12 protein-coding genes and 1 pseudogene are annotated in these 13475 nt (G+C 72.4%); 8 read left to right on the top strand and 5 right to left on the bottom strand.

What is annotated here, in order from left to right:
- Positions 1-230: 230 nt before the first annotated feature.
- From AMK22_RS02165 to AMK22_RS02150, 4 genes and pseudogenes are all read right to left on the bottom strand, one after another.
- Positions 231-872 (bottom strand): DUF305 domain-containing protein, encoded by a 642-nt coding sequence (locus AMK22_RS02165; protein WP_073781442.1) that lies wholly within the window; start codon positions 870-872, stop codon positions 231-233.
- Positions 869-1021, bottom strand: a pseudogene (locus AMK22_RS02160) (DUF3105 domain-containing protein); the annotation flags it as partial. The gene AMK22_RS02165 and the pseudogene AMK22_RS02160, both read right to left, overlap by 4 nt.
- Positions 1022-1184: 163 nt before the next feature.
- Entirely contained in the window at positions 1185-2561 is a 1377-nt protein-coding gene (pcaB, locus tag AMK22_RS02155) for a 3-carboxy-cis,cis-muconate cycloisomerase (protein ID WP_073781441.1), read from the bottom strand.
- 155 nt (positions 2562-2716) lie between these two features.
- Entirely contained in the window at positions 2717-2995 is a 279-nt protein-coding gene (locus AMK22_RS02150; RefSeq protein WP_073781440.1) for a VOC family protein, read from the bottom strand.
- A gap of 404 nt (positions 2996-3399) precedes the next feature.
- Here AMK22_RS02150 and AMK22_RS02145 point away from each other — a divergent pair, with 404 nt between their 5' ends.
- Positions 3400-5064, top strand: a complete 1665-nt coding sequence (locus tag AMK22_RS02145) for an FUSC family protein (RefSeq protein WP_391712416.1) — start codon at positions 3400-3402, stop codon at positions 5062-5064.
- A complete protein-coding gene (locus tag AMK22_RS02140) occupies positions 5061-5567 on the top strand; it encodes a MarR family winged helix-turn-helix transcriptional regulator (protein WP_073781438.1) in 507 nt (168 codons plus the stop codon). Before AMK22_RS02145 ends, AMK22_RS02140 begins: the two co-directional genes overlap by 4 nt.
- Before the next feature lie 101 nt (positions 5568-5668).
- Here the strand turns inward: AMK22_RS02140 and AMK22_RS02135 are convergent, their stop codons facing one another.
- Positions 5669-6424: an IclR family transcriptional regulator gene (locus tag AMK22_RS02135; RefSeq protein ID WP_073781552.1), complete on the bottom strand. Its 756-nt coding sequence runs from the start codon at positions 6422-6424 to the stop codon at positions 5669-5671.
- 808 nt (positions 6425-7232) lie between these two features.
- Here AMK22_RS02135 and AMK22_RS02130 point away from each other — a divergent pair.
- The 6 genes from AMK22_RS02130 (at position 7233) to AMK22_RS02105 (ending at position 13433) form a co-directional block, all read left to right on the top strand.
- The gene (locus AMK22_RS02130) at positions 7233-8858 is read left to right on the top strand and encodes a sensor histidine kinase (protein ID WP_073781437.1); all 1626 of its coding nucleotides are present in this window, start codon (positions 7233-7235) and stop codon (positions 8856-8858) included.
- Positions 8855-9262, top strand: coding sequence for a roadblock/LC7 domain-containing protein (locus AMK22_RS02125; protein ID WP_073781436.1), 408 nt, complete (start codon positions 8855-8857; stop codon positions 9260-9262). The genes AMK22_RS02130 and AMK22_RS02125 overlap by 4 nt, the downstream gene beginning before the upstream one ends.
- Positions 9259-9630 (top strand): DUF742 domain-containing protein, encoded by a 372-nt coding sequence (locus tag AMK22_RS02120; protein WP_073781435.1) that lies wholly within the window; start codon positions 9259-9261, stop codon positions 9628-9630. Before AMK22_RS02125 ends, AMK22_RS02120 begins: the two co-directional genes overlap by 4 nt.
- Positions 9611-10225 carry a GTP-binding protein gene (locus AMK22_RS02115; protein ID WP_073781434.1) on the top strand — a complete coding sequence of 205 codons (615 nt, stop codon included), beginning with the start codon at positions 9611-9613 and terminating at the stop codon, positions 10223-10225. Before AMK22_RS02120 ends, AMK22_RS02115 begins: the two co-directional genes overlap by 20 nt.
- An 80-nt stretch (positions 10226-10305) precedes the next feature.
- Positions 10306-11982 (top strand): cytochrome P450, encoded by a 1677-nt coding sequence (locus AMK22_RS02110; RefSeq protein WP_073781433.1) that lies wholly within the window; start codon positions 10306-10308, stop codon positions 11980-11982.
- Between the two features lie 104 nt (positions 11983-12086).
- Positions 12087-13433, top strand: coding sequence for a 6-phospho-beta-glucosidase (locus AMK22_RS02105; protein WP_073781432.1), 1347 nt, complete (start codon positions 12087-12089; stop codon positions 13431-13433).
- The last annotated feature ends 42 nt before the right edge of the window (positions 13434-13475 follow it).

The raw sequence follows: 13475 nt of genomic DNA, 5'->3' as shown, positions 1-13475 counted from the left end.
GACGATCCGGGTCCGGGACAGAGACGCCCGCGTACGGGCGGACGGGTGCCTCGCGTACGGGGAGACGAGTGGCCCGATGGGGGAGACGGGCGACGTGCGTACGGGAAACGAGTGAACCGCGAGCGTGCGGGAACACCTGATCCGCCGCGCGCACCCCTGCGCGCCCGCACACACCGGCGCGCGCCCGCATGAGCGGCCGGGCGACCGGTGTGTGCGGCGGGATCCGGCGCTCAGGCCGTCGCGCCACGCTCCTTGAGCATGTCCGCCATGAGCCCGATCTCCGACTGCTGGCCCCGGACCATGCCCGCCGCCAGGTTCTTGATCTCCTCGGTGCCGGCCGCGTCGGCCGCCGCCCGCGCCATCTCCGCCCCCGAACGGTGATGTGCCGTCATCAGCTTCAGATACAGCACCTCGGCGTCCCGGGCTTCGGCCTTTTGCAGCGCGTCGAGTTCGGTGTCGGTGGCCATGCCCGGCATCAGCGAACCGTCACCCCTGGGAGTGAAGGTGTGTCCCATCCACGCCATGGGGGGAGCCCCGGACGACTTCGGCCGGCCCCACATCTCCAGCCAGCCGAGCATCATGCCCCGCTGATTGGCCTGGGTGTTGATGATGTCGTACGCGAGCCGGCGCACCTCCACGTCGGACGTCCGGTCCCGCACGATGAACGACATCTCGACCGCCTGCTGATGGTGGACGGACATGTCCCGGGCGAAGCCGACGTCGGCCGACGTCTCCGCGGGCGCGGCCGGTGGCGTGGCGGAGCCCCCGGAGGAGCGTCCGGCGAGCATCAGCGCGACGAGCCCCAACGCCACCAGCAGCACCGCGCCGCCCGCCACCGCCAGGGTGCGCGAGGAACGCGGCGAGGACGTCATCGGGCGACTCCGCCCGTGCACGCGGCGCCCGGCTCCGGGGTCTGCGGCCCCTGCACGTACTTGGTGAAGAACTGTTCCACCCGCGCGTCGGTGGCGCTCTTCACCGTCACCTGTTTGCCCCACGCGCTGAGGACGAGCGGGGCGGCCTGGATCCCGGGTGGGATTTCTCCGCGCGCCGAGTGCCGTATGCGTGCTTCCGGAGCGTCGGTGACCGGGCGCGAGCCGCCCGTGCGCGCCGACGACCGGGTCGTTGGCGCTCCCGTGCGCCGGGGACCGGGCGCACGCCTCCCGCGCGTCGGGGACGGGAGGTGTTCACCCCCGGTCGAGCGCCCGGTCGGTGAGCGGGCCCGCGCAGCCGGTGTACCGGGCGGGTTCCGTCAGCTCGGCCAGGTCGAGACCGGTGAGCTCCGGCTCCTCGTCCAGGACGTCGGCGAGGACATCGGCCAGATCCGTGGTCTCCGCGCGGGCCCGCGCGGCGGCGTTCACCAGTACCTCCCTGGCCCGCTCGCGGCCGATCCGGCCGGCGAACACGGCGGCCAGCCGCTCCGAGACGATCAGTCCGTCGGTGAGCTGGAGGTTCTCCCGCATGGCGTACGGGACGACGCGCAGGCCCTCGGAGAGTTCGGCGGCACCGCGCGCGGCCCCACCGACGAGCCTCAGCAGCTCGCGCAGCGGCTCCCACTCGGCGTGCCAGGCCCCGGCCGGCCGTTCGTCCCCGGCGGCCAGCGATCCGTACAGCGTCGCCGCGAGACCAGGAGCGCGTCGGGCGGCGGCCGCGATCAGCGTGGCCCGCACGGGGTTCGCCTTGTGCGGCATCGTGGACGAGTCGCCGCGGTGTCCCTCGGCCACCTCGCCGATCTCGGTGCGGGACAGGATGAGCACGTCGGCGGCCATTTTGCCGAGGGCGCCCGCGGTGAAGGCGAGCGCGCCCGCCAGATCGGCGACCGGGGTGCGCAGGCTGTGCCACGGCAGCAGCGGTTCGGCCAGACCGAGCTCGCTCGCGAACGCCTGGAGCAGCGGCATGCCGGGACCATGGCCGTCGAGAGCCGCGTCGCTCCCGTCCTCCCACGGTGCGAGGACGTCGAACGCGGCCAGCGTTCCCGCCGCGCCACCGAGTTGTACGGGCAGCGATTCCCTTACGGCCGACAGCCGGTCCCGGGCGTCCAGGATCAGCGCGCGCCATCCCGCCGCCTTCAGCCCGAAGGTGATCGGTACGGCGTGCTGGGTGAGGGTGCGTCCGGCCATCGGGGTGTTGCGGTGCGCGACGGCGAGCCGCGCCACCGCGTCCGCGGCCCGCGCCAGGTCGTCGAGCAGCCCGGCCAGGGCCCGCGCGGCGACGAGCATGGCGGCCGTGTCCAGGATGTCCTGGCTGCTCGCGCCCCGGTGCACGTACGGCCGGGCCTCCGGCTCGACCGCCGCGACCAGATCGGCGATCAGCGGGATGACCGGATTGCCGGCCGCGCGGGCGCGCAGCGCCAGGTCCCGTACGTCGAAACGGTTCGCCTCGGCCGCGGCCGTCACCGCGCGCCCGGCCTCGACGGGCGCGAGCCCGCAGACGGCCTGGGCGCGGGTGAGGGCCGCCTCCGCGTCGAGCATCGCCTGCAGGAAGGCGCCGTCGCCGGTGGCCGCCTCGACGGGGGAGCCGGCCCTTCCGGGGGCCAGCAGTCCGGCATCGTTCTCGTACGTCAACTGAACTCCAGGAAGACCGTTCGTCACCGATGCGGCGCGCCGAAGCCAATCGGACGCCGATGGAGGAGCTTCCATCGGACACCGAGGGAGGAACCGGCGCGCGGCGGTGGTGGCTCGGGACGGGGACCGCCGGACCAGGTTCCGCAGGGTGGTGCTCAGCCCTGGTCGCCCGTCCGGTGGATGCCGAGGACCGCGCCCCGAGGGTCACGGACCACCGCGATCCGCTGCCCCGCCGGAACGCTCGTGGGCGGCATCAGCAGCTCGCCGCCCGCCTCCTGGGCGGTGGCCGCTGCCGTGCCCACGTCCGCCACCGCGAAGTACGACAGCCGGTCGGCCGACAGGTGGGCGGCGAACGCGTCGTCCATGACCACCGGACCGCCGAAGTCCTCACCGGCCGGGCTCCACCGCGGATACTCCTCCGAAGCGGTGTTCACCGCCCGTCCGAGGACCTCCGGACAGAAAGCCGGTGCCGGTTCGGCCTCATGGGTGACGAGTTCGACCCAGCTGGCGCGCCGGGGGGCGTCCAGTCGCTCGAAGCCCGCGAAGGCGCGCCGACTCGGCGGCGGGGACGTCGGAGGAGATCAGCTCGACCCGGCAGGGGCCACGGGGCATCGGTCCGGTCGGCCTTCAGCGCATCCTCCCCGGCCCCGCGCGTCCGGCCCTCTCCCCGGCCCCGCGCAGTCGAACGCCATGACCCTGTCGGAAGGGCGACCATCGGCACCCGGCGTCCGTGCCCGGGCCTGGGAGACGAGCGATGAATATATTTTACGGGTGTAATACCTGGTAAAGTATTTGGGTGAGTAATGCGACCGTCCGATCCGCACGGCCTTCCGTGCGCATGTTCCCGCTGGTGGCGCCGCTGCGCCTCGTCCGCCCGTCGGACATGTGGTTCAAACCGGCGACGAGCGTGGTCTTCGCCTCGGCGGTGCCGAACCTGACGCTGTTCGCCGTCGACCGGCTGGACCTCGTGATGTACACGATGGCCGGTTCGCTCTGCGCCCTGTACGGACACAACCTGCCGTACGCCCGCCGCGCCCGGGCGGTCGCGGGCGTCGTGCTCGCGATGGTCATCGGCATGGCGGTCTCCCTGGTCGCGGCCTCGCTCACCGGGTCCACCGCCGTGCTGATCGCGGTGGGCGCACTGCTCGCGGCCGTGCAGAAGATCCTCTGCGACGCCACCCGTATCGGTCCGCCCGGGCCGGTGATCTTCACCTTCGTCACGTCGGCCGCGCTCTTCGGGCCGCAGCGCCTCGGTCAGGTGCCCGGTCATCTCGCGCTGGTGCTGGCCGCGGGGGTGGTCTCCTGGCTGGTGACGCTCGCGCCCGCGCTGATTCGCAGGGAGGGTCCGGAACGCCGGGCGACCGCCCGTGCCCTCGACGCCGCCGCGGCGTACGCCGACCACCCCGGCCACCGGACCCGGCACGCCGCTGTCGCCGCCGTGCACGGCGCCTGGCAGGCGCTCCTCGCCTCCGGACGCCCCACCTCCGCACGCCGGGCGCTCGAGTGCCTTGTCGTCCATGCCGAGGCCGCCCTCGCAGCGGGACTCCCGGGCGGCCCGGCCGCACCCGCCGCCCCCGGCCCCGACCGGCTCCGCGACTGGGCGCGCCGGACCCGGGGCCGTGGCCCGGTTCCCGTGCCGCCCCCAGCCCCCGGCACGTCCGAGGAACTGTTCGGCATCGACGCCGAGCGGGCCGCCCGCCGCGCCGGAGGGCGCCGCGAGGCCCGGCGCGCCCTGTTGCGCAGGCTCGCCCCGGGCTCCCCGCTGCTGCCCATCGGCGTCCGCGCGCTCGTGGGCTGCGCCCTGGCCGGATACGTCTCCCAGGCGGCCGGCGTCGGCCGCCCGTACTGGGCGATCGTCACCGCCGCCGCCCTCTACCAGGCCAATGTGTCGCTGTCCTGGAACCGCGCACTCCAGCGCACCCTCGGCAATCTGCTGGGCGTCCTCGTGTTCGCGGCCGTCCTGCCGCTCAGCCGGGTGTCGCCCCTCGCCCTGATCGGCTGCTGCCTGTTCTTCAGCTTCGCGGCGGAGGCCCTGATCACCCGCAACTACTGGCTGGGCTCCGTCGCCGTCACGCCGATGGCCCTGCTGGTCATGGAGTTCGGCGGAACGTATCCGGCTGGCGAACTGATCGGCGACCGGGTGCTCGACACCGTGATCGGCGCCGCCATGGGTCTGCTCGGAGCCATGGCGGTGACCAACCGCCGGGCGACCGGGCGCCTGGAGCAGGCCCTGGCCGACACGCACCGGGCCCGGGCCCACGCCGTCCACGCGCTCGCCGCCCCGCAGCCCACCCCCGCCGCACTCGACGCCGCGCGCCGCCGGCTCACCGGATCGCTCGTCGAGCTGCGCGAGGCCGACGACGCGGCGGCCGGCGAGTGGTGGCAGCGCGCCCTGCCCCAGGAGCAGGTCCTCGCGGCCGAGCAGGCGGGACACCGTACGCTCGCGGCTACAGCGACACGGCGGGGGCTGATCGCCCCGGCCCAGGAGAACGGAGCGGTGTGACCGACGACATCGTCGCCTCGGTGGTACGGCAGTGGCAGGCCGTCAACCCGGAGCTGGACACCGGACCCATGGAACTCATCGGCCGCATCAACCGCTGTGCGGCCCTGCTCCAGCAGGCGGAGGACGCCCCGCTGCGCGCCGCCGGACTGACCCGTGCCGAGTTCGACGTGCTCGGTGCCCTGCGCCGTACGGACCATGAGCTGACCCCCGGGGAGCTGGCCAGGGAGACGTTCTCCTCCGGTGCCGCCGTCACCAAGAGGTTGCGTGTCCTTCAGGAACGCGGACTGGTCGACCGGCGCGGCGACGAACGCGACCGCCGCGTCGCCCATGTCCGCCTCACCGAGGAGGGCTGTGCGCTCGTCGACCGGTTGCTGCCGCGGCAGTTGGCGTACGAGCGCTCGGTGCTGTCGGGTCTCGACGAGCAGTCCCGCGCCCGGCTCAGCGCCCAGCTCAGCGAGTTGCTGGTGCAGTTGGAGGGGCGCATCGGCGGCGGCCGACGCTGAAGCCGGGAGCCGGGAGCCGGGAGCCGGGAGCCGGGAGCCGGGAGCCGGGGAGCGGGGGAGAGGGAGTGAGGGCTGAGGGCCCGGTGCCTCGGCCGACGGCGTCAGGTCACGTCCAGCAGTACGACGGACCGGCGCAGTTCCTCGGCCCGGCGCAGCAGGACCCCGTCCTCGCCCCGGTCCGCGGGCCCCGACGCCACCAGCGCGAGCCGGTCCCGCCGACTCGACCCGGCCAGCGGGACGGCCACGGTGTGCAGACCCGGGACCGACTCCCCGCGGCTGACGGCGTATCCACGGGAACGGACGAGGGCGAGTTCCGCGAGCAGCGCGGACCGGGTGGTGAGCGTCGCGGACGTGTATCCCGGCAACTCCTCCCCGGGGTACAGGGCTCGCACCTGTTCCTCCGTCAGCGACGAGAGCAGCAGCTTGCCGCCCGCGGTGGCGTGCGCGGGGCGGGTGCGGCCCAGCTCCAGCGTCGCTCGTACCGGATGCGGCGACTCGCGCCCGTCCATGACGATGATCTGGTCCCCGACCAGTGCCGCGCTCTGCACGGTCTCGCCGGTACGCCGGGCCGCCTCGTCCAGCACGGCCCCGAGCCGTCGTCGGGCCGCCGCGCCGAAACCGGCCGGCAGGCCGAGCCGGACCAGTTCGGGCCCGGCCGCGTAGCCGCGCCCCGAGGAGTCCCGTACCGCGAATCCGCGGCCCTCCAGGGTGCTGAGCACCCGATGGGCGGTCGACCGGCCGACGGAGAGCAGCGCGGCCGCTTCCGAGACGGTCAGCCGGTCGTGGGCGAGGAACAGTTGTATGAGCCGTAGCCCGGTGTCCAGCGATTCGATCGTGTAGCGCCGTGTCCGCTCCATGGCGTCTCCGTTCTCCTGTTCGCTCTGTTCGCTCTGTTCGGCTGTCCCGTGCCGTCCTGTGCCCGGACGCGGACTCCGGTCCGGGCGTGGGTTCGTCGGCGGGTGCGGGTGCGGGTGCGGGTGCGGGTGCGGGTGCGGTGCGGCCGGCGTACCGCCTTCGTGTACGAGGCCGTCGGCGGGTTCGGCTGGCCCGTAGGGGTGAAGTTCACGTTCCACCGGGCGCTCGCGCCGCCCGGGTGCGCCCCGGTCGGGGCCGCGGTCGGTGGTGAGGACCGCGGCGGCCTGCGGGATGTCGGTCCGGCCGCCCTGACGGCCGGTGCCCGACGGGGCCTGAGTCACAGCGCGGCGCACTGTGCCGGGCTTCGCCGTTCGGTCATGAATGCGCATCTTTCGATCAGCTTCGATCGCAAGTGTTCTTGTCCCGGTGAGAAGGACGGCAACGGACGTTCCTGGCCGAATGGTTGAGCTGCCATGGTGCCATGTTCCCTGTCAATCCGGCTTGATTCGCCGGGGTGCGGGATCCGCGCGGTGCGCATCTGTCCTTCTGTGCGGTACGCAGGCCTCTGAAACGCACCGGTTTCGGCTATCCGTCACTCGTTGTGCACGCATGGAGGCGCTGCGTAGGAAAACTCGTGAGTGTATTACCGCGCGAGCGTTCGCGCAGGGGGTTGGGTGAATGTGCTGAGGCGCTGATTCGATCTGACTAAGCTCACGCGCAGCGCAGTCGAGTTGAGATGAATTCGAGTGCTTGTTCTCAACTGTCCGGGCTGGCGCTCATATCTCCCGAATCAATCGCCCGAGGTTCTAGATGGTCCGTGTCGAATCACCACCGACCGAACGGGAAGCACCCGTCGTTCGAGCCGTGTTGCTGCCCGTGGTCCTGTGCGGTGGCGCGACCGCCGCCGCGGCGGTGCTGTTGTCCGGGGCCGCGCGGATACCAGTCGTCTGGTGCGGCGCGCTCGCCACCGTCCTGATCGCCGCGCTCACCGTTCAACTCGCCCGTCGCGCACGCGACATGCGCAACCAGCGCGCGGCATACGAACGGCGCTTCGCCGACCTGGAGCGGCGCATCGCGGCCCATGACGACGAGACCGTACGGATCGGCAGGGAGCTCCTTCCCGCCGCCATCCACCGGCTGCGCGTGGGCAATTCGCCCGAGGAGGTGCTCCGGGACGTCGTCGACGCGGACGAGCGCTACCGCGATCTGCCCGACGCCCAGCGTTCCTTGGTCTACAAGGTGCTGAACATCATCGACAACGAAGAGGCGATGCGCGACTCCGCGCAGCGTGCCTTCGTCAATGTCGCCCGCCGCGTCCAGGCGATCGTCCACCGTCAGGCGAGCGAACTGCGCGAGATGGAGGAGCACCACGGACGCAACCCCGACGTCTTCGACGACCTGCTCCGCATCGACCACGGCACCGCGCTGATCGGCCGTCTCGCCGACTCCATCGCGGTGCTCGGCGGTGCCCGGCCCAGCCGTCAATGGCCCAAGCCCGTACCGCTGTTCAGCGTCCTGCGTGGTGCCATGTCCCGGATCCTGGAGTACCCGCGGGTCGATCTGCACTCCATCGCGAAGGTCGCCATCATCGGCACCGCCGTCGAACCGCTGATCCACGCCTGTGCCGAACTCCTCGACAATGCCACCCGGTACTCGCCGCCGCAGACGCGGGTCCACGTCACCGCCGTCGAGGTGCAGACCGGCATCGCCATCGAGATCGAGGACGGCGGAGTCTCGCTCAGCGAGGAGGCCCGCGCCCGCGCGGAGAACATGCTCGCCAGGGCCCAGGCGGGCTCCAGCATGAACGACCTCGGCGAGTCCCCGCGGCTCGGCATGGCCGTCGTCGGCCGTCTCTCCCGGATGTACGACCTCCAGGTCTCGCTGCGCCAGTCCGCGTACGGCGGTGTCCGGGCGGTCCTCATCGTGCCCCGCGCCATGATCACCACCGGCCCGGCTCCCGGCATCGCCCACGGCATCGGCGCCACCTCGCGGCCCACCAGCGACATCGACCAGGAGGCCATGAAGCACGTCGTACCGGCCCGGCGCAAGCCACGCCCGGTGGCCCAGCGCCCGGCCACCGGCCCGGTCGCGCCCGCCACCCGACCGGCCGTGCCCGCGGCCGCCAGGGAGGACGACGTCCCGGTGGTCACCGAGTGGACCGTCGGCGGCCTCCCGCAACGCCGCAGCCGCGGCCGCGCCCCCCTGGGCTCGCACAACCTTCCCGCGCAGCCCGTCGACCCCGCTCCGGCACAGCGCAACGGCCATGTCAACGGCCACGGTCATGGGCACGGACACGGTCCGGGAGGCGACGGCAACCGGGAACAGCCGCCCGGGCTCTGGCTGGAGGCCTTCACCAACGCCGTCAACGGCGTGCCGCAGGAGCCGAAGACCGACGAAGACTCTGACGACGCCTGGGACAAGGGAGACCTGAAGTGATCCAGCAGCGGGGAAACATGGACTGGATGCTCAAGGAACTGGCCGACGACGTGCCGGACATCCACCAGATCGTGGTGCTGTCCGCCGACGGACTGCGCATCGCCCAGCACGGCGGCGACCCCGATGTCGCCGACCGCCTCGCGGCGGCCTGCGCCGGACTGCAGAGCCTGGCCGCCGCCGTCGCCACCGAGATCCCCTACAGCGACGGCATCATGCGCCTCGTCGTCATCGAGGTCACCGGCGGCTTCTTCTACATGATGGCGGCCGGAACCGGCGCCTACCTCGCGGTCCTGGCCGGTGAGACCGTCGACGCCGGACTCGTCGGGGCGCGGATGCGCGACATGGTCGTCAGGATCGGCGCCCATCTGACGAGCCCCCCTCGCCATGACAGGCAGGGCGGATGAACCCGCCCCGACGAGAACGCAGAACGGCCGATCCGGTGCTGAGCGATCCGGAACGGCTGTACGTGCTCACCGGCGATCCCGACGGAAGCGAGCGCGCCGCGCTCGACCTGGTGACGATGATCGTGGCGATGGCCGAGCCGACGCCGACGGTCCAGCCGGAGCAGGCCGTGATCCTGCGGCTCTGCCAGGCCCCGTTATCCGTCGCCGAGATCTCGGCGTACCTGGCTCTGCCCTTCAGCGTGGTGACGTCGCTCCTCACGGAACTCCTCGTGGCCGACCTCATCGAATCGCGCGCACCCATCGTTCGCGCCACCCTCCCGGACAGGTCCCTTCTCGAAGCGGTGATGCATGGACTTCAGAAGCTCTGACACGATCGCCGGCCCCCGACGCGAGGACGTCCTTCCCACCACGGCCACGGCCGCGGTGAAGGTCGTGATCGTCGGCGGGTTCGGGGTCGGCAAGACGACCATGGTCGGATCCGTCAGCGAGATCCGGCCGCTGACCACCGAAGAGACCATGACCCAGGCCGGGGTCGGCGTGGACGACAACTACGGGGTGGAGAGCAAGACCGCCACCACCGTCGCCATGGACTTCGGGCGGATCTCCATCAGCGAGGAACTGATCCTCTACCTGTTCGGAACCCCCGGCCAGGAACGGTTCTGGTTCCTGTGGAACGGCCTGTTCGAAGGCGCCCTCGGCGCGGTGGTCCTCATCGACACCCGCCGCCTCGAGGTCAGCTTCGACGTCATCGGCCGGCTGGAGGAGCGCGGGGTGCCGTTCGTCGTCGCCGTCAACACCTTCCCCGACGCCCCGAAGCATCCCGTCGAGGCGCTGCGCAGTGCCCTGGACCTGCCCGAAGAGGTCCCGATGATCGACTGCGACGCCCGGCTGCGCGGCTCCAGCCGCGACGTGCTGATGACCCTGATGCGTTACCTGCACAGCCTGGCACTCCCGCTCGCCTGACCGCACCGAAACCCCCGCCACACACCCCCCGCGCGTCCCATCCGTCCGGATTCTCGGGAATCCTGATCCCTGGAGCGATCGTGACAACCCCCTTCCACTACGAGCCCGGAGCGGCCCAGGGGCCGGTTCCGCCCCCCGAGTGCCCGGCCCACGGCCTCGGCATCGGCCCCGGCGGAATCCGTCGGCTCTACGGCCCGGAGGCCGAGCGGGACCCCCATGGGCTGTACGACAAGCTGCGCGCCGAACACGGCACCGTGGCACCCGTGCTGCTGCACGGGGACGTACCCGCCTGGCTGGTCCTCGGACACAGCGAGAACCTGCACATGACCCGTACGCCCTCGCAGTTCTCCCGGGACTCGCGGCGCTGGCGGGCACTGCAGGACGGCACCGTCGCCGCGGACCACCCCCTGGCCCCGATCTTCACCTGGCAGCCGATCTGCGCGTTCGCCGACGGTGCCACCCATGAACGCCAGCGCGGCGCGGTCACCGACAGCATGGCGCGCATCGACACCCGCGGCGTGCGCCGCCACATCAACCGCTACAGCAACCGGCTCGTCAACGAGTTCTGCCAGGAAGGACATGTCGACCTGGTCAGCCGGTTCGCCGAGCGGCTGCCGATGATGGTCATCTGCGCGGTCCTCGGCATGCCCGAGGAGTACAACAACCGGATGGTCCAGGCCGCCCGCGACATGATCCGGGGCACGGCGACCGCCGTCGCGAGCAACGCCTACGTCTCGGACGTGCTGACCCGGCTCGTCAAGCGCCGTCGGCGCGATCCCGCGGACGACTTCGCCACGTGGCTCGTCGAGCACCCCGCCGGGCTGAACGACCAGGAGGTCAGCGAACACCTCCGACTGATCCTCATCGCCTCCTACGAGGCGACCGCCAACCTGATCGCCAACGTGCTGCGCATGGTGCTCACCGACCCCCGCTTCCGGGCCAGGCTGAGCGGCGGTCACATGACGGTGCCCGAGGCGGTCGAGCAGACGCTGTGGGACGAACCACCGTTCACCGCGGTCTTCGGCCGGTGGGCGGTCGGTGACACCGAACTGGGCGGCAAGCGGATCAGGGCGGGTGATGCCCTGATCGTCGGGATCGCGCCCGCCAACGCCGACCCGGTGGTGCGGCCCGACCTCGGCGCCGACATGGTGGGCAACCGGGCCCATCTCGCGTTCAGCGGCGGCCCCCACGAGTGCCCCGGACAGGACATCGGGCGTGCCATCGCCGACGTCGGCGTCGACGCGCTGCTGATGCGGCTTCCCGACCTCGAACTCGCCGTGGACGAGAGCGAGCTGCGGTGGATCGGGAACATCATGAGCCGGCACCTGGTGGAGCTCCCGGCGGACTTCGCCGCCCGCCCGCCCCAGGACGACAAGGAACCGCCGTCCATGGGCAAGCCGCACTCGCAGCGCCAGGACTGGGAGGTGCAGACGACCGTCCGGCACACCGGTCCCACACCCGACCGCGACGATGGCCGGGCGCCGGTGCCCGCACCGGCACCCGCCTCGTCCTCCGGACCCGGCTCCGCGCCTTCCTCCACCCCCGTCCCTTCTTCCGCTCCTGTTCCTTCGTCCGCTCCGGTCCGTTCGTCCGCTCCTGGGACGGGGGTGATGGACGCGACGGCGACGGCCGTCGCCGCGTCCCGGGACGAGCCCGCTCCCACCGGACCGGCGGCCGACCGGATCCCGCAGCAGCGCGGTGAGTCCGCCCCGACGCGGCTGTGGCGTGTCGTCTCGCGGTGGTGGAGCGGCAACTGACCATGTGGGTGCCCGGGAGGGCCGACGGGGGACACGGGGCGCGGCCGTCCCCGGGCAGCGGGCCCGGCCACGGGCCCGCTCCCGTCCCCGTACCATGCGGAAGCGTGAAGCTGACAATTCTGGGCGGCGGCGGTTTCCGGGTTCCACTCGTCTACGGGGCGCTCCTCGCCGATCACGCCGAGGGCCGCGTCTCGGCGGTCACCCTCCACGACACGGACGCCGACCGGCTCGCCGCCGTCGCCCGGGTCCTTCGCGAACAGGCCGCGGACGTCCCCGACGCCCCCGTCGTCACCGCCACCACTGAGCTCGACGACGCCCTCCGGGGCACGGACTTCGTCTTTTCCGCGATCCGCGTCGGCGGACTCGCGGGCCGGGCGGCCGACGAACGCGTCGCCCTCGACGAAGGCGTCCTCGGACAGGAGACGGTCGGCGCGGGCGGCATCGCGTACGGGCTGCGCACCGTTCCCGTCGCCATCGACCTCGCACAACGCATCGCACGGCTCGCACCGGACGCCTGGGTCATCAACTTCACCAACCCGGCCGGACTGGTCACCGAGGCCATGGCCCGCCATCTGGGCGACCGCGTCATCGGCATCTGCGACTCCCCGGTGGGCCTCGGCCGACGTCTGGCCCGGATCCTGGGCGCCGACCCCGACCGGGCCTGGATCGACTACGTCGGCCTCAACCACCTGGGCTGGGTCCGCGGCCTGCGCGTCGACGGGCGCGACGAACTTCCCCGGCTGCTGGCGGATCCCGGACTCCTCGGCTCCTTCGAGGAGGGGAGGCTCTTCGGCGCCGACTGGATCCGGTCGCTGGGCGCCGTCCCCAATGAGTACCTGCACTACTACTACTTCAACCGGGAAGCCGTACGCGCCTACCAGGCCGCCGAGCAGACCCGGGGCGCCTTCCTGCGCGAGCAGCAGGAGGGCTTCTACGCCCGTACGAAGGATCCGGGCACTTCCGCCCTGACGGCATGGAACCGCACCCGCGCCGAACGCGAGGCCACGTACATGTCGGAGAACCGGGAGGCCGCCGGGGCGGGTGACCGCGACGAGAGCGATCTGGACTCCGGCGGGTACGAGAAGGTGGCGCTGGCCCTCATGCGGGCCGTCGCCCGCAACGAACGGACCTCGCTCATCCTCAACGTCCGCAACCGCACGACGCTCTCCGTACTCGACGCGGACGCCGTCATCGAGGTGCCCTGCCTGGTCGACGCGAGCGGAGCCCACCCCGTCGCGGTCGACCCCCTCCCGTACCACGCCGTCGGCCTGGTCACCGCGGTCAAGGCCGTCGAGCGCGCCGTGCTCGACGCGGCGGACAGCGGCTCGCGCGCCGCCGCGGTGAAGGCGTTCGCGCTGCACCCGCTGGTCGACTCGGTGACCGTCGCCGAACGACTCGTCGACGGATACCTGAAGGTTCACCCCGGTCTCCGCTACCTCGACCGCCCTTAGCCCGTTCTTCGGCCTCCGGCGTCGAAATCGACCTCCGGCGTC

Source organism: Streptomyces sp. CB01580, from assembly GCF_001905795.1.
In the GTDB taxonomy this organism is placed as follows: Bacteria; Actinomycetota; Actinomycetes; order Streptomycetales; family Streptomycetaceae; genus Streptomyces.
This window is presented reverse-complemented; position numbering and strand designations above follow the sequence as displayed.